General features: G+C 55.7%; 17 protein-coding genes and 1 pseudogene. 8 read left to right on the forward strand and 10 right to left on the reverse strand.

Going from position 1 to position 16,558, the window contains the following annotated elements; genetic code table 11:
* Positions 1-2,065 precede the first annotated feature (2,065 nt).
* Both ACR0J4_RS19530 and ACR0J4_RS19535 read left to right on the forward strand, forming a co-directional pair.
* Positions 2,066-2,815, forward strand: a complete 750-nt coding sequence (locus ACR0J4_RS19530; protein WP_170644425.1) for a class I SAM-dependent methyltransferase — start codon at positions 2,066-2,068, stop codon at positions 2,813-2,815.
* A complete protein-coding gene (locus ACR0J4_RS19535) occupies positions 2,812-3,753 on the forward strand; it encodes a hypothetical protein (protein WP_170644423.1) in 942 nt (313 codons plus the stop codon). The genes ACR0J4_RS19530 and ACR0J4_RS19535 overlap by 4 nt, the downstream gene beginning before the upstream one ends.
* A gap of 515 nt (positions 3,754-4,268) precedes the next feature.
* Here the strand turns inward: ACR0J4_RS19535 and ACR0J4_RS19540 are convergent.
* The 7 genes and pseudogenes from ACR0J4_RS19540 to ACR0J4_RS19570 all read right to left on the reverse strand — a co-directional run bounded on the left by ACR0J4_RS19540 (position 4,269) and on the right by ACR0J4_RS19570 (position 7,288).
* Entirely contained in the window at positions 4,269-4,649 is a 381-nt protein-coding gene (locus ACR0J4_RS19540) for a site-specific integrase (protein WP_480668793.1), read from the reverse strand.
* 215 nt (positions 4,650-4,864) lie between these two features.
* Positions 4,865-4,990, reverse strand: a complete 126-nt coding sequence (locus ACR0J4_RS19545) for a hypothetical protein (protein ID WP_480668802.1) — start codon at positions 4,988-4,990, stop codon at positions 4,865-4,867.
* Positions 4,991-5,205: 215 nt separating this feature from the next.
* Positions 5,206-5,337, reverse strand: a pseudogene (locus tag ACR0J4_RS19550) (hypothetical protein); the annotation flags it as partial.
* Positions 5,288-5,413, reverse strand: coding sequence for a hypothetical protein (locus ACR0J4_RS19555; RefSeq protein ID WP_480668794.1), 126 nt, complete (start codon positions 5,411-5,413; stop codon positions 5,288-5,290). The pseudogene ACR0J4_RS19550 and the gene ACR0J4_RS19555, both read right to left, overlap by 50 nt.
* Before the next feature lie 445 nt (positions 5,414-5,858).
* Entirely contained in the window at positions 5,859-6,173 is a 315-nt protein-coding gene (locus ACR0J4_RS19560; protein WP_170556692.1) for a DUF1244 domain-containing protein, read from the reverse strand.
* 76 nt (positions 6,174-6,249) lie between these two features.
* Complete coding sequence (locus ACR0J4_RS19565) at positions 6,250-6,489, reverse strand: DUF6868 family protein (RefSeq protein ID WP_170644421.1); 240 nt, start codon at positions 6,487-6,489, stop codon at positions 6,250-6,252.
* A 61-nt stretch (positions 6,490-6,550) separates the two neighbouring features.
* Entirely contained in the window at positions 6,551-7,288 is a 738-nt protein-coding gene (locus ACR0J4_RS19570) for an N-formylglutamate amidohydrolase (RefSeq protein ID WP_170644419.1), read from the reverse strand.
* A 127-nt stretch (positions 7,289-7,415) separates the two neighbouring features.
* On the opposite strand from ACR0J4_RS19570, the gene pyk reads away from it, so the two are divergent.
* The 5 genes from pyk (at position 7,416) to rplT (ending at position 11,872) form a co-directional block, all read left to right on the forward strand.
* Positions 7,416-8,861, forward strand: coding sequence for a pyruvate kinase (gene pyk, locus ACR0J4_RS19575; protein ID WP_170644417.1), 1,446 nt, complete (start codon positions 7,416-7,418; stop codon positions 8,859-8,861).
* A gap of 246 nt (positions 8,862-9,107) precedes the next feature.
* The gene (locus ACR0J4_RS19580; RefSeq protein WP_170380993.1) at positions 9,108-9,545 is read left to right on the forward strand and encodes a universal stress protein; all 438 of its coding nucleotides are present in this window, start codon (positions 9,108-9,110) and stop codon (positions 9,543-9,545) included.
* Positions 9,546-9,559: 14 nt separating this feature from the next.
* Positions 9,560-11,110, forward strand: coding sequence for an alanine/glycine:cation symporter family protein (locus ACR0J4_RS19585; protein WP_170644415.1), 1,551 nt, complete (start codon positions 9,560-9,562; stop codon positions 11,108-11,110).
* A 181-nt stretch (positions 11,111-11,291) separates the two neighbouring features.
* Positions 11,292-11,492 carry a 50S ribosomal protein L35 gene (rpmI, locus tag ACR0J4_RS19590; protein ID WP_010443552.1) on the forward strand — a complete coding sequence of 67 codons (201 nt, stop codon included), beginning with the start codon at positions 11,292-11,294 and terminating at the stop codon, positions 11,490-11,492.
* A gap of 14 nt (positions 11,493-11,506) precedes the next feature.
* A complete protein-coding gene (rplT, locus tag ACR0J4_RS19595) occupies positions 11,507-11,872 on the forward strand; it encodes a 50S ribosomal protein L20 (protein ID WP_008756009.1) in 366 nt (121 codons plus the stop codon).
* A 91-nt stretch (positions 11,873-11,963) separates the two neighbouring features.
* Here the strand turns inward: rplT and ACR0J4_RS19600 are convergent, their stop codons facing one another.
* Both ACR0J4_RS19600 and ACR0J4_RS19605 read right to left on the reverse strand, forming a co-directional pair.
* On the reverse strand, positions 11,964-12,782 hold the full coding sequence (locus ACR0J4_RS19600; RefSeq protein ID WP_170644412.1) for a DUF2189 domain-containing protein: 819 nt from the start codon (positions 12,780-12,782) through the stop codon (positions 11,964-11,966).
* Between the two features lie 142 nt (positions 12,783-12,924).
* Positions 12,925-14,316, reverse strand: a complete 1,392-nt coding sequence (locus tag ACR0J4_RS19605; protein WP_170644410.1) for an aminotransferase class III-fold pyridoxal phosphate-dependent enzyme — start codon at positions 14,314-14,316, stop codon at positions 12,925-12,927.
* 224 nt (positions 14,317-14,540) lie between these two features.
* On the opposite strand from ACR0J4_RS19605, the gene ACR0J4_RS19610 reads away from it, so the two are divergent.
* On the forward strand, positions 14,541-16,169 hold the full coding sequence (locus tag ACR0J4_RS19610) for an acyl-CoA synthetase (protein ID WP_170644408.1): 1,629 nt from the start codon (positions 14,541-14,543) through the stop codon (positions 16,167-16,169).
* Here ACR0J4_RS19610 and ACR0J4_RS19615 read toward each other — a convergent pair.
* Positions 16,166-16,501 (reverse strand): DOPA 4,5-dioxygenase family protein, encoded by a 336-nt coding sequence (locus tag ACR0J4_RS19615; RefSeq protein ID WP_170644406.1) that lies wholly within the window; start codon positions 16,499-16,501, stop codon positions 16,166-16,168. The genes ACR0J4_RS19610 and ACR0J4_RS19615 overlap by 4 nt on opposite strands.
* Positions 16,502-16,558: the final 57 nt, after the last annotated feature.

Here is a 16,558-nt window from a genome sequence, read left to right on the forward strand (position 1 = left end):
AAACAGCCCGTTCAGACTACAATTGATCCCCGGATCAATTGCTTAACGTCCTAACCTCGTCAGCCTCATAACCTGAAGGTCACAGGTTCAAATGTAAGCGTTGTATCTGCCCCCTTTCGTGACAACTCCCCGTGTGTTCGCAGAGATTGTATTTTGGCGCTAAGCGCCAATACGGAAGTGGCATCATGCGCCATTCCTGCTCAAGCTTTCAATAGTAGGAGAACTATGCGAACACGGCCTCATTTAATTTAGGAAGTTCCAGGGGTGCGAATTCTACGATCGAGTGGACGACGCATACGTTTAACCCGTGGTGGGGCTAAATAAAAGTTTCTGAGGCCTGCAACCACTGTTATGCTGAGACTTTGGAAAAGCGCGTTGGGTAGAACGTCTGGGGCCCGAAACATAAGCCCCGTGTCATGAGTGAAAACCGCTGGAAGCAGCCGCTCAAAAGGAATCGCGAAGCACAAGAAAAAGTTGAGTGACAGAGCGTGTTCTACGCTTCGATGGCTGATGTTTTTGAGGACCGTGACAAGTTATTGCGATATCGTGTACGTCTCTTCAAGCTAATCGAGAAAACTCCGGATTTGGATTGGCTGCTTTTTAACCAAGCCTCCGCATAACGTCGGTCGTATGGCGCATTGAACAAGCGACTGGCCTGACAACGTTTGGCTTGGCACTACCGTCGAGATGCAGCACCGCGCAGAAGAGCTGCTACCTTATCTTGAAGCAATACTAGCGAGTAAGTCCGAATGGTGGAAGCTAGTCGAATTGCGCCGTTCACCGGAATCGGTTTTGTGAGCGCGGGACATATCGATGGAGAAAAAGCCGTCACTGTCCCTGATGGTGGCGGAAATTAGGCCGATTTTGAATTTTCTGTGCAGGCCGGTTTGGCATGGTGCTGTGTCTTTCTGATGATGTTTGAGCAAAGGGGTGTAGGACCTTTTGGACCGAGCCCCTATAGGGCCCATCCGGTCCAAAAATCCCGCACGGCGCTGCCAACCCCGCACGGTCAAAACTCAGGCTGCGGTGTAGCTACTGGCGTTGCCGTAGCGACGCGCCTCGGCCCATTCCAGAAGGTGTCACGGTGGTAGAGCGGCTCGACTTTTAGAATTTCGGGCCAAACCCTGTCACACGCCATTTCTGAATGGTGCGCATGCTCTGACATAGAAAGCGCGGAATTCCATTCAGTCGTGTAATAAGGGGCCGTGTCCACTTTTGCAGAATTTGCACGCCATCGGGAATTCTTTTGAAGCTCCATGCTGTCGGTCACGCAAGCCTCAGCTTTTTCGCGTGGTCAAAAAAACCTACTCGGGGTAGGGTCCAGTTTGAGTAAGTGCACCGCAAATATTGCCGAGACGTGATCGGTATTTTTGCTGCTAAAGGAAACAAGTGACGCAGCCAAGTTTCGACGCTTTGGAAATGGCTGGTATGCGGACGAACCTGCAATTCTGGTGACCAATCGAACGTCCGCTTTGTAGTGCGCCAGAAACATGACGCCGCAGTCGTCCAGTACGTCAATGGGACTCAGACTCTCGCCTAAAAAAACTCCGGCCAGAAGAAGAAGTTGTTTGCTGGCGCCAAGAGTTGGTTGGTTGCGAGGATTTGATCGGCTCGACGGAGCTCGCCTGCTCCCATGGCTTCGTCAATCAACCGCCTCATCGGGTAGCCGTGGGTTTCAGTCTCCGTTAAAAACTTCCGGGACAAGGTCGCGGATCAGCTCCGACAAGACCATGCAATTTCAGCCGATGGCCGTTTAGCCTAACAGGATATGTTCGATAACAAGCATGACTTCAAATTGATACTGTCAAAGAAGAACCGCTGAGAGCATCAAAGGGATGGAAAGGTGAAATTTGGATATCGGTTCAGGCGTAAAGGGTGTCTTTCTAGCTGAGAACGCCGAACGCTTTGCTCCTGCCTCGAAGAACTAAGCTGGACCGGTCCTCAAGCAGTTGCATTTGCACTCGAAAAGCTAAATTGTCGCTAGAAGGAGTGAACGGTGCAAGCCGGGTTACCAATCTGCCCGATTGCGGTTCAACGCCGCTAGAACTTTTGGAAGGTGTGTTCAATGTTTAGTCCAGCAAAGGGCTTTCCTTATCGGCGTTTCTTTCGCCGGCTTCACAGCAAGTACATCTTTGATTGGTATTTGGAGATTGGTTGCAGGGAGGGAACAATCCTATCCATGGTTCAGGGAAAGACGATCGGGGTTGATCCACATTTTCGACTTTCTTCTGGAGTTTTGGGCAAAAAACCGGAAATGCTTCTCTATCAAGAGGAAAGTGATACTTTTTTCGCAAATGAGAGACTTGAACGGCTGGGCGCGAAAATTTCCGTAGCTTTCATCGATGGGATGCACCTCTTCGAGTACGCGTTAAGGGATGTGCTGAATACCGAACGGTCAATGGCTCCCGATGGTGTGATTTTCGTTCACGACTGCTTTCCAAGAAACACAAAGATGACGACCCGCGATCTATCTTCGCTACCAGAAATTTGGACAGGCGATGTATGGAAATTGATCCCGATACTGCAGGAACACCGGCCCGATCTTAAGCTTACTGCCTTTGACGCGGCACCGACGGGACTATTAGCGATCACTGGCCTAGATCCGAAGCAATCGCACTTGAAGATTGGGACGTCTCTAGACGACATCGTTTCGCACTATCAGGATATGGAAATTGACGAATTTGGTATTGAACGCTTCTTCGAGCAACTTCCTTTTTCCAGCGCGTTGGACGAAGTACGTGCCAGTTTCCCAATAGCAGCACACCTGCACCGTCCTGAACTTGCCTTGCCTGAAGCATCCATCGTAACTCCATGAAACAGCGTGTTATTTTCGCCTTTCCACGTTGGCGTCGCAATCAAGGATCGGTGGTGCCTCGAGTGCAGCAAAATGCCACACTCTTGGCCGAAGTGTATTCCGACACCTATGAAGTTGAGACGGTAGCACTTGCCAAACCACGCTTTACCGAACAGCATGAAGAATTTGTTCGACATGCTAAAGGTGCAGTTGTCATAGGACTTCAAACAAGCCTGCGCCTTCTTGGACGTGATCGCATGATTGCCCTGCGAGAGACCTCTGCCGGCATGTGCTCGGATCACGTAGACAGTGTCCCTGAAACAGACGAGCTAGGGATTTACCATGCACATATACTTGCGTCCCGCGTAGGCTGCCGGCGCGTAAATACACGTCTTGCAAAGGAAGGTGTTTCCGGGTCTTCCGTTGTCCATGTGACCCATCACGCCGATCCGCGGATTACTCTTGTTTCGGCGGCTTCAAGATCGGATTTTCGAATTGGCTATCTTGGGAACCCAAGAAAGATGATTGCACCGCCCGACCCGCGAGCGGTCCAAGTTCTAACTTATAAGGATCAGAGTGATTATACTAAAGCGCTGCAGCAAATGACTGACTATCCGATGCACTACGGTGTCCGGCCTCGAAGTGCGAGCCGAGAGGTTTCAAAGCCTTTCACCAAGGGCTTCTTCGCCGCGGCTATGGGGGCGAACATCTTGGTCAACAGGCAAACAGATGACGCGGAATTCTACCTTGGAACGGACTATCCATATTTGATCAAGTCATTCAGGGCACGCAACATCGCTGAAGGCATAGAGACCGCGCGGGCAGGCTATGGCGGTGCGGAATGGCGACGTGGACTTGAAGTTATGGAACATGTTCGTCAGCTCAGCACACCGAATTTCGCCATTAGAGAACTTGCGGAGGCGATCAAAACTGCGCTTGCCATTGCGGACCAGAATTAGGCTGGTTTATTGGGCAACACGGCGTGTTTTTCTTTGATCGTTCGATGCTACAATTGACGGGGTTAGAAAGGCGCATCTCTGCGGCTTCCTATTCTCCATCTGACGTCTTCCCAGTCCAGTCACAGTAGCCTGATCTGAAACCGAGTAGCTGGCGACCAAACCTATGTGAAATGGAAGCCCAAGCCACAAAGCTGGTACCGAAAGTAGTCCAACGAAAAGAAAATTTGAGGACCGCAGACTCATTAAAGAATTTCGATCAATTTATGCTCGTTTCGCTCGAACTGAATGACCGCCTTGGGCTCCAAGCGGTCATTTGAGAGATCGGCTTGGATTGTGGTCTTCCCTTCCTGTTGTAAACACGGTCCCGCGCATACCCCGGGAAGGGAGAAAACTCGTATGTACCTTATACGTAGACGCTACACGTAATTTAGTACGTGTAAGTAAACGTTTAGGGGGCTGGTCGCGTCGAGCGTTTTACCTAACTAGGCGGAGATCATGGTTGGGTTTCAGTGAGCCTACGATTGTATTGAGCGCGCTGTGTTTTCCTCCGCTGCCCGCTGTACAGGATCATAAGCCAAATGCGCGTACTGCATGGTTGTCTGAATCTGACTGTGACCCAGCCATCGCCCGACCATCTGGATTGGCACACCCGACGATACGGCATTTGACGCATACGTATGGTACAGGTCGTGAATGCGGACATCGTGCAGACCCAGCCCGTTTAGTATGCGACGCCATGGCTTTTGCAGGTTGGTGGCGCGATGGCCAGAGCTAGCCCCGGAAATGACGCAAGGGTTGTCGCGAAGCTGTGGCAAGGCGCTTAGAACCGCTCGGACCGCTTGTAGTAGAGGAATGCGTCGCGCCTGTTTTGGTGTCTGGAAGCTCCATTCCTGCATCTGTAGTGAAGGGCCATTGCGGCGTCTGGATTTCGCCGAGGCGACACCCGGTCAGGATCAGCAACCGGAAGGCGGGGACAGCAAAGGGCAACTCCGATCCATCGCGTTCCGCGTCTGTCAAAGCCCGCCCAAGCCGTTGCAACTCGTCTTGGCTCAGAAACCGTTCCCGTTTCTCTTCGCGGTATTTTGCGACATGGCAACAGGGGTTTGGCCCATTAGGCCGCAAGCCCCAGATTTTTCCACTGATTGAGCATCTTGGACAGTACGCCCAATGTCCGGTTTGCCTGATAGGGGTTGTCCCGGAATTTGTGGTGCAGTTCGGCAAGGTCTTTTCGCTCCACATCAACCACTTTGAAGCTGCCGATGGCTGGATCCTTGAAAAGGTCACTAGCCCTGCGATATTCCCCTTGGGTAGACGGCTTACAGCGTGTTCTTTGATGTGAGTATCAAAGAACCGCTCACACAAGGCCGCAACCGTTGATGCGCGGCGATGTTGGGCAACCTCTTCGGCGGGGTTCACACCCCTAGCCACTTGTCCCATGAGCTCCTTTGCCAACTTCCGCGCTTCGTCTACGGTGATCTTGCCATGCCGACCGATGGAAACACGCCGTGTCCGTCCATCTTTCCGATACCGCGCTTTATAGTTTATTGGCCCCGGAAGGCATGACGCGGACGCCAAACCCGGCAATCTGGCTGTCCCAGACAAAGTAGTATTTCGCCTCAACTGGTAAGGCTTCTACCGCGCGTTTGGTCAGTTTGGGCATCCCTCATCCTTTCGCTGTCATCGCCCCATGGAAGCATTGTGGAAGTAACGGGAAGCGTTTCATGGCGTAGGAGGTAGAAACGGGGCGTGCTGGTCGCCAAAATTAAAAATGATACCAATAAGATAGATTAAATCCGCGCCTTCCGGCGTAGTTGGTATAGGTGAGCGTAAGCTATCTCATAACCTGAAGGTCGTAGGTTCAAATCATACTACCGCAACCAATGTTTAGGGTCAGATAATAACAGCTTGAATGCCGCGTCCGCGCGGTGTTTCTATTTGCGACAACCCAACTCAAAGCACTGTGGAAGCATCACGAGCGGAAACGGCTTGTTCAGAGATCAACCTAAACTCGAAAAACCTGAGCACGCATCACAGAGTGCTTTGGGGTGCTTCCGCATAGGAATTGCTCATCAGTCTTAAGTGTTTGGCCGCGCGGTCTCAAGTTCTTAGCCCTTTTTCGTGACATTCTCATCAAACGCGACCTTGAAGGCGGCTTGTTTGTCCGGGCTGGCTTCGGTCTGGTAGTTGGCTTTCCATTCATCCATGGTCATGCCGTAGAAGATCTGACGAGCTTCGTCTTTGCCCATCTCGATGCCTTTGTCGTTGGCCGCTTCCTGATACCAGCGTGACAGGCAGTTGCGGCAGAACCCGGCCAGATTCATCATGTCGATATTCTGAACGTCGGTGCGATCTTCCATCAAATGCTTTTGCAGCCGACGGAACGCTGCGGCTTGAAGTTCGATTTCGGTTTGCTTGTCCATGGTCTGGCTCCGAAGAAGTGGATGCGGTCTATTTCCGAATTAACGCTCTGATGTGCGTGTTTCAACTGACACTGCGTTAGGCCAATTTCAAGGCGAGCCAGGGAATGATGCAGAAAATCAAAGTGAGGATCTTGTAGTTGGCCAGATACCTAAAATAGGCACGCTTTACATCAGGCCGCTCCATTTGGAACATTCTGGCATGAACCCCTGCAATCCAGTCCTGTAGCAGCACCATCATAACGGTTGTGAACAGCAAAACAGCGATGTTCAGTATCGCCATCCAGCCAAAAAAACTTGTCGGCAACTCTTGTGTCATGGTCGCCTCCTTCCCAGTCTCCAAAGTGGGGGTTGAAGGTGCAGCTCACAATAACGTGCGATCAAAGGCCGCTGTCAGATAGTGCATCCTGTAGGATTACGGCAAGCCTTTCGGCCCAGGCCCGTTGCCCTGCGTGATCCGCGATCAGATCATTGCGCAGTTCGATCAATGCATTTGGTCGACCATGTGAGGTGCAATGCGTGTCGATGGCATCGCCGGGCAGAACGCCGGTATAGGGCTCATTCACGCCGACGCACAGATCGTCTTCGGCCATCAGGCGGTTGATCAGAGGGCGTGAGAAGCGCTCATCCGGGGTGTGCAGAACGCCAACATGCCAAGGCCGTGGTTCCCGACCGCGGAGTTGGCGGGTGAAAGAGTGCATAGACACGATCACCGCATGGGGTAAGGCGGCCAGCCGTCCAAGCGCGTCGTGATAAGGGCGGTAGCACATGTCCAAACGCCGTTCGCGCTCGGCCGCATCAGCGTGGCGATTGCCGGGAATGATCGAACCGTCATAGAGCTTCATTAGTAGGGTCGGGTCGTCCTCACCTCGGTTCGGATCAATCACAAGGCGCGAGAAATTGGCTGCGATGACCGGCGCGTTCAGGATCTCGCCCAGATGTTTCGAGACCTCGTAGGCGCCGACATCATAGGCGATGTGGCGTTCCATATCTTCGCGCGGCAATCCCAGATCCCCGCCGTTGATTTCGGGGGGGACGGTGTTGGTCGCATGATCGCAGGTGATCAGCCATCGAGACGGGCGATCCTCGCCATGGATAAAAAACGGAGTGTATGTCATGTGCCTGTCATCAAGTTTGCGGCAGGTGTATGGCAGTTGCTTCCAAAAGGGAATTGCGCAATAACCACCCACATACTGTTTGCGGTAACATTGCCGCATCACCGTGGGATTGAGGAGAGCGAAACCAGTGCGACGCCTTAGAAATGTAAAAATCGTGGCGACGCTGGGACCGGCGTCCAATGACTATGACACCATCCGGGCTTTGCATGAGGCCGGGGCCGACGTCTTTCGCCTGAACATGAGCCATGGCAGCCATGACGAGATCCGCGAACGGCATCGCATTATTCGTCAGGTGGAAAAGGATCTGGACAGCCCGATCGCGATTCTGGCCGATCTTCAAGGCCCGAAGCTGCGTGTTGGGGTTTTTGCCAATGGTGCGGAAGAACTGGTAGAGGGTGCTGCGTTCCGGCTGGACCTCGACCCCGAGGCCGGAGACATCAACCGTGTCTGCCTTCCACATCCCGAGATTTTTGCGGCGCTCGAACCCGGCGCGCGGCTGCTGGTCAATGACGGTAAGATTCGTCTGACTGTGCAGGATTGCGGCCAGGATTTCGCCAATTGCACGGTTGAGGTCGGCGGGACGATCTCGAACCGCAAGGGTGTGAACGTGCCCGATGTGCTGCTGCCACTGGCAGCCTTGTCGGCCAAGGATCGGGACGATCTTGAGTTTGTGTGCCAATTGGGTGTGGATTGGTTGGCACTCAGCTTTGTGCAGCGGGCCAAAGACGTGTTCGAGGCGCGTGCGCTGGCGGATGGACGGGCGTCGATCCTGTCGAAGATCGAAAAGCCTGCAGCGGTAGAGGCGTTTGACGATATTCTCGACGCCTCAGACGGGATCATGGTGGCCCGTGGCGATCTGGGGGTTGAGTTGCCGGTTTCGGCTGTGCCCCCGATCCAGAAACGTCTGGTTCGCAAGTGCCGTGGCGCGGCTAAACCGGTGATCGTGGCGACCCAGATGCTGGAGAGCATGATCGAAAGCCCGATGCCAACCCGCGCCGAGGTCTCGGATGTTGCGACCGCGATCTACGAAGGCACGGATGCCATCATGCTCAGCGCGGAATCTGCGGCCGGTTCTTACCCGATCGAGGCCGTGCAGACCATGAACAAGGTCGCCATCGAGGTCGAAGCCGACCCGACCTACACGCAGATCATCGCGTCCTCGCGGACTGCCAAAGGGTCGACCATCGCGGACGGCATCGTCGCAGCTGCGCGCGAGATCGCGGAAAAGACCGACATCAAAGCGATCTGCTGTTTCACCCAAAGCGGCACCACTGCGTTGTTGACTGCGCGCGAACGACCCGGTGTGCCGATCATCGCCATGACGCCAGCGACGGGAACTGCCCGCCGCCTGTGCCTGAGCTGGGGCTGCCACTGTGTGATGACGCCCGAGCTTGAGCGGTTCAAAGGGGCCGTGGTCAATGCGGCCCGCGCCGCGCGCGCAGGGGGCTTCGCCGCCGAGAGCGACCAGATCGTTGTTACCGCAGGCGTTCCGTTCAATGTCCCCGGAACCACCAATATTCTGCGTATTGCCCCTTGTGACGAGCGTCTGATTTACAACACCGATCCGGGATGAGTTCGCCCGGATTTCAGGAAGGATCATATTGAGAACTCTCAAGCCGCCTAATTTTTAGGCGGCTTTTCTTGTTTGTTTTCAAGGGGAAGATGCCCGTAGGGTTGTATCCAGCAAAAATACCTCTGTTTTTTGGTGATTTTGCCGGATACTGAACCTTAGGGCGATCATCTCAGATAGTTCCAGGTTCCGGTCGCCCTACCGGGGGCACGGGTCCCGGTCAAACCAGAAAAAAAATGGAGGAACGTCATGACAACAAAGATTGTCATTGGACTGGACGGGACAGAAACCGGAGAGCGCGCTATCGCCTTTGCCAAGGATTTGGCCGGGCGGATTGGCTCATGCGAAATGCTGGTTGTTTATGTCATCGAATGGTCCCCTTTCACTTTCCAAACACCGGAAGAAAACGCCCAACGGCACAAGCGGCGCGAGGAAGAGGTCGAACTGGCCACCTCGCGGATCATTGCCCCTACGGTTGAGGCGCTAAAGGCCGATGGGTTCGAAGCGCACGGCATCGTGCGCCATGGCGACGTGGCCGAGACGCTGAACGCGATCACGGTCGAAAACGGCGGCACTCAGATCATCGTCGGCCGCGCCTCGGCGGATGGGTTCAAGAAACGGCTGTTTGGAAGCTCGACTCAGAACTTGGTCATGCATGCCGACGTGCCTGTCACGGTCGTGAACTGAGCGGAGGGATTAGGATGAATATGCTTCAAAAACTGGGCCTTGGTGCGACCATGGCTCTGATGTCTGGCCCCGCTTTCGCGCAAGAGGCGCCCGGTCTGGACGAGAAGATCAATCAGGCTTTCGCGGATTTTACCGGCCCCTTCGTTAGCTTTATCTTCGCGCCGTTTCCGGGCACTGGTTTCCCATGGATCGTGGGGTGGCTGGTCGTCGCGGCCACTGTGTTCTCGCTCTATTTTGCATTTGTGCAATTCCGATTCTTCGGACATTCGATCAGCTTGGTTAAAGGAGATTACTCCGACCCCAATGATGCGGGTGAGGTCAGCCATTTTCAGGCCCTTGCCACCGCGCTGTCGGGGACTGTTGGTCTTGGGAACATCGCCGGCGTGGCAGTTGCGATAGGGATCGGTGGACCGGGTGCTACATTCTGGATGATCGTCGCAGGCTTGCTGGGCATGGCGTCAAAATTCACCGAATGTACGTTGGGTGTTAAGTACCGCAACGAATATGAAGACGGCACCGTTTCGGGCGGCCCGATGTATTACATGTCTAAGGGCTTTTCCGAGCTGGGTTTGCCGGGCGGCAAGATCTTGGCCGTGCTGTTTTCGATCTTTTGTATCCTTGGCGCATTGGGCGGGGGCAACATGTTCCAGGCCAATCAGGCGCACCAGCAGATTGCCGGGATTGTCGGAGACTATCCGGGCTGGATCACAGGTCTGGTCTTTGCGGGCATCGTCTTTGCGGTGATCGTGGGTGGCCTGAAATCCATTGCGCGCGTGACCGAAAAGGTCGTGCCGTTCATGGGTGTCATGTACGTGCTGGCGGCGCTGGTCATCATCCTGATGCATGCAGACCAGATCGGCTGGGCCTTCGGTCAGATCTTCGCAGGTGCATTTACCGGCCTCGGCGTTGCTGGCGGTATGGTCGGTGCGCTGATCCAGGGCTTCCGTCGTGCGGCGTTCTCGAACGAAGCGGGTGTGGGTTCCGCAGCGATTGCGCACTCAGCCGTACGGACCAAAGAACCGATCACCGAGGGCTTTGTCTCGCTGCTTGAGCCGTTCATCGACACGGTTGTGATCTGTACAATGACTGCGCTGGTGATCATCATCACCCAGCAGCTGATCGTTGATCCGGCGACCGGCAACTACATGCTGAACGAGGCGGGCAACGCGATTGCAACGGTCGATGGCAATACCGGCGTCAGCCTGACCTCGGCGGCCTTCGGCAGCGCGTTCAGCTGGTTCCCGTTCATACTGGCGATTGCCGTGGTTCTGTTTGCCTTTTCGACCATGATCAGCTGGTCCTACTATGGCCTAAAGGCATGGACCTATCTGTTCGGCGAAGGTCACACCAAAGAGTTGGTCTTCAAGATCATCTTCTGCATCTTCGTTGTCATCGGTGCTGCGGCCAACCTTGGCCCGGTCATCGATTTCTCGGATGCGGCGATCTTTGCGATGGCGGTAGTGAACGTCTTTGCACTCTACTTCCTGATGAAAGTGGTGCGTCAGGAGCTGGCGTCCTACTCCGAACGTCTGAAGAGTGGCGAAATCCGCAAATTCAGCCACTAAACACTTCACCGGGGCGGTCCTGTGCTGCCCCGGTGCCTGAGCTGCTGCGAAAAGCGCAGATTCTGGGCCAAACCCCCTTGCGAGTATGACCGAACTTGCGTAAACGGCGCATCTGATCGCGTGACCGGCCGAGATGGCATGCCGAGTCGCGTTTAGTACCGAACCCTGAAAGGAGACGGAAATGCCTAAGATGAAGACCAAGTCGAGCGCCAAGAAGCGCTTCAAGGTGACTGCGACCGGTAAGGTCCTTGCTGGCCAGGCCGGCAAACGGCATGGCATGATCAAGCGGACCAAGAAGTTCATCCGCGACGCCCGTGGCAACACCACCCTGTCCGCCCCCGACGCCAAGATCGTCAAGGGCTACATGCCCTACGACCGCTAAGAGGAGATTAAGAGATGTCCCGCGTTAAAGGTGGAACCGTAACTCACGCCCGTCACAAGAAGGTCATCAAGGCCGCCAAAGGTTACTATGGCCGCCGTAAGAGCACCTTCAAAGTTGCACGTCAGGCCGTAGACAAGGCCAACCAGTATGCAACTCGCGACCGTAAGAACCGCAAGCGCAACTTCCGCGCGCTGTGGATCCAGCGTATCAACGCTGCTGTCCGTTCGCATGACGAGGCTCTGACATATTCCCGCTTCATCAACGGCCTGAACCTGGCCGGTATCGAAGTGGACCGCAAAGTTCTGGCTGACCTGGCCGTACACGAACCGGAAGCGTTCGGTGCGATCGTCGCCAAAGCTCAGGCCGCTCTGGCTGCCTGATCTCTGAAAAGAGAGACAGTGAACAAAGGGCCGTCCCATTTGGGGCGGTCTTTTTTGTTTCGGATGTGCCTATCCCTTAAAGGGGTCCCGTTCAGTCCTCGGCCGGAGGAACGGCGCGCTGATACAGGTGCCACGTGGTGTGGCCAAGGATCGGCAGGGTGAAGATCAGGCCCAGAAAGGCTGGGATCAGCGAGAGCAGCATGGTTACCGAGATGATTGCTGCCCACCCCAGCATCACCACTGGGTTCTCGGTAACAACTCGGATCGAGGTAAGCATGGCTGATACAAAGTTGGTTTCTCGATCCAGAAGCAGCGGCATAGCGACGACGGTGACCGAAAACAGCACGGCCGAAAGGCCCGCGCCGACAAAGGTGCCAATGGCCAGAAACGTCCAGCCCGCAGGCGTGAAGAAGACGGTGTTTAGAAACCCGCCAAAATCCGAGAAGGAGGCATTCTGCAGGATGATCGCCAACCAAAGGCGCACCTGATAGACCCACACCCAGAAAATGAACAGGGTGACAAAGGCCATCCAGCCCATCTCGCGTTTGCGTTGATTGGCCATCACCGTCAGGATATCGGACCAGCCGAACTGTTCCCCGCTCTGCAATCGTCGGGACATTTCATACAGCCCGGCAGCGGCAAAGGGCGCGACCAGTGGAAAGCCCACAATGGCCGGAATGATCATCCAGACCTTGCCGAGCCAGATCAGGCACCACACAAAGACAAGGCCAAAAACGGCGTAGAACAGGCCGAAAAACCCGCTCATGACAGGGCGGGCCAGAAAGTCTGCCACGCCCGCCTTCAGCGAGTCTTTGATGTCCTGCGCACTTACTGTGTTGACCTTGAGCGCTGCACCTTGCGGCGAAGCCATATCGTCCGACGGGTCCGTGTCTGAGGTTTTGGGTGTCATGGTACACTCCTCTGCGTGCAAGTCTGCGCCGGTTAAAACGCAAGAGCAAGAGGTGTGTCTGATCGTCTGGTTCGCAAAAAGCCTTGCGGCCCAGAGGTCGGGAAACCGGCGCTGGATCGCCCGGTTTCCCGGTTTTCATTCTTTAGCCGAACACACGCCCCAGCGCGCCGTCGACCGCATCAGTGATCTGGTCGATATCATCCGCCGTCGCGATCAGCGCAGGCGAGAAGCACAGCGTGTTGTTACGACCCGGCAGCGAGCGGTTGGTCGCGCCGATGATGACACCCTGCGTCATGCAGTCTGCCACAACGGCCTGTACCTTCTTTTCATCCATCGGTTCACGTGTGGTGCGGTCTGCAACCAGTTCAGCGCCCAGGAACAGACCTTTACCGCGCACATCGCCGATGACCTTGTGCTTCTCCATCAGCGCTTGGAGGTTGCCCATCATGCGATCGCCCATGTCGACGCAGTTGCCCAGCAGGTTCTCATCCTCGATGATGCGCATATTCTCGATCGCAGCCGCCGGGCCAGCGGTGCAGCCTCCGAAGGTTGAGATGTCACGGAAGTAGTTCATCGGATCTGCCGCGTCGTCTTTGAACATGTCAAAGACCTCTTCGGTGGTGACCAGGCAGGCGATGGCCGCATAGCCCGAGGCAACACCTTTGGCCATGGTGACAAAGTCAGGCTTCACGCCATACTGTTGGTAGCCGAACCACGTACCTGTCCGACCGACGCCGCACACGACCTCATCAATATGCAGCAGCACGTCGTATTTCTTGCAGATCTCCTGAACGCGCTGCCAGTAGCCTTCGGGTGCTTCGATCACACCGCCACCTGCGGTTACCGGTTCAAGGCAAAGCGCCCCAACGGTGTCTGGCCCTTCGCGCAGGATAACCTCTTCGATCTGGTCGGCGGCCCACTCGCCAAAGTTTTCCTCCGGCGCGCCGTTAAGTTCGTGCTTGCGGTATTCCATGCAATGGGGAACACGCACGAAATCCGGAGCAAACGGGCCGTATTGCGCGTTGCGCTCATCCTGACCACCCGCTGACATCGCCGCCAGAGTCGAGCCGTGATAGTCGCGATCGCGATACAGGATTTTGGTCTTTTTGCCGCCATAGCGCTTATGCGCGATCTGACGGATCATCTTGAAGGCTTTCTCGTTCGCCTCGGAGCCCGAGTTGGTGTAATAAACCCGGCTCATGCCTGGCATCTTTTCGATCAGCTTTTCCGCGAAGATAGAACCGGGAATCGACCCTGCCGAATTCGCAAAATAGCAGAGCTTCATAAGCTGGTCATAGACCGCCTTACAGATGGATTCGCGGCCGTAGCCGACATTCACCGTCCATACGCCGCCAGAGACCGCATCCAGATGCTCTTTGCCTTTCTGGTCCCAGACACGCATACCTTTGCCTTCGACAATGATGCGGGGATCGTTTGTTTCAAAGGGCTTATGCTGGATCAGGTGGTGCCAGATATGGGCGCGGTCGGCCTCGACCACGCGGGAAAGATCGTTTTCGTTGAACGTGCCGTCCATGACATGTCCTTTCAGTCTGATGCGGTGTGCAGATTGTGGGATTGGTCCCACGATAGCAAGTAAATGCGATGGCCCAGATCACCGCGAATGGGGTCGCGAATATAGGGCCAGATGTCATCATAGCGTATCGCCAGAGCCCCGCCAGTTGTCGTATTTCTACAAGATGGTCACGGCCTTGTGTTTATGGTCATGTGGCGACACACGCGAATTGGGAGGGTTGGCGGATGCAAGCAGCCAATATGTATGAGCGTCATCTGGATAAGAACCGTGCGAATTACACGCCGCTATCCCCGCTCAGCTTCATCGAACGGACGGCGGCGGTGTATCCCGACTACCCGTCCGTCGTCTATGGAGAGCTTCGCTATAGCTGGGCACAGACCTATGCGCGCTGCCGCCGTCTGGCCAGCGCCCTGACGGCCCGTGGGGTGGGCAAGGGCGATACCGTCTCGATCATCGCCGCCAATATCCCTGAGCTCTATGAGGCCCATTTTGGCATTCCCATGGCCGGCGCTGTGCTGAACGCGATCAACACGCGCCTCGATGCGCCGATCATCGCATTCATCCTCAACCACGCCGAGGCCAAGGTGCTGTTGGTCGACCCCGAGTTTTCCGCCGTCGTCAAAGAGGCGCTGCCGCAGGTCGATCATGACCTTCTGGTGATCGATATCGAAGATCCTAGCTTTGATGGTGGCGAACGCCTTGGCAGCCTGACCTATGACGCCCTGCTGAACGAAGGCGATCCGGAGTTCGATTGGTATCTGCCCGCGGATGAGTGGGATGCGATTACGCTCAACTATACCTCTGGCACGACCGGCAACCCTAAAGGCGTGGTCTATCATCACCGGGGCGCGGCCCTGAACGCGCAGTCCGACCTGCTGGACTGGGGAATGCCCAAACACTCGGTCTACCTATGGACCCTGCCGATGTTCCACTGCAATGGCTGGTGTTTCCCCTGGGCCATGGCGCTGAATGCCGGGGTCTCGGTCTGCTTGCGTGCGGTTCGGGCCGAGCCGATCTATGCCGCCTTCCGGGAGGAGAAAGTCACCCATTTCTGCGGCGCGCCCATCGTTTTGAACATGCTGGCGCATGCTCCTGACCACCTGAAAGATTTCGACCACCAGATCAAGGTAATGACCGCAGGTGCCCCGCCGCCCGCCGCCGTAATCGAAGCGATGGAGGGAATGGGCGTCGAGGTGACCCATGTCTACGGCCTGACAGAGACCTACGGCCCTTCAGTCGTCTGCGCATGGAAGGATGAATGGAACCAGAAGGACCCAGCCGAACGGGCCGCCCTCAAGGTGCGTCAGGGCGTGCGCTATTCGGCGCTCTCGGGCCTGATGGTTGCCGATCCCGAAACGCTGGAGCCTGTGCCCGCCGATGGCGAAACCATGGGAGAGATCTTCATGCAGGGCAATGTGGTGATGAAAGGCTACCTCAAGAACCCCGATGCCACCGACAAGGCGTTCAACGGCGGTTGGTTTGCCTCGGGCGATTTGGGGGTGATGTACCCCGATGGTTATGTCGCGCTGAAAGACCGATCAAAGGACATCATTATCTCGGGTGGTGAGAATATCTCATCTGTCGAGGTTGAGGGGGTTCTTTACAAGCACCCTGCGGTTATGGAGGCCGCAGTGGTTGCCCGCCCGGATGAGAAATGGGGTGAAACACCTTGTGCTTTCGTTGAGCTAAAGCCTGAGGCCAGCGCAACCGAGGCCGATCTGATTGCGTTCTGCCGGGACAACATGGCCCATTTCAAAGCGCCCAAGACCGTGGTGTTTGGGACTTTGCCCAAGACATCCACGGGCAAGGTTCAGAAGTTCGTGCTGCGGGATCAGGCGCGGGCGTTGGGCTAGGCCTTGTCGAAAATCGACAGGTCCAGGTCCAAAAGCTCTCCCATCCACAAGGCGTGATCCCGGTGGTCGGCCAGGTGATCGCCGGTCTCAGCGTGTGTGAAGATCGTCAGGCCCTGCCGGTTGAGGATCAACCACGGAATGACTTGATCAAACGCGTCGGCGGCAAAGCCCAGCTGGCAGCTCCACCTCGGATGCGGGCCAACCGGGCGCGCGTGCATGCGTCCCATTTGCACCGGGAAGAGGCGGGCGGCCTCTTCGCAGATGTGTTGCGCTAAATCCTGTGTGTCAGCGTCGAAATAGACATGGGCGTGATAGCCGGTGATCTCAGACATCGGGGGCCTCATTGCTTGGATGCAACCAACCTAGGCGGTCTTGGTCCTCAATCCTAC

The sequence above is a fragment of the Ruegeria sp. B10 genome (genome assembly GCF_056539825.1).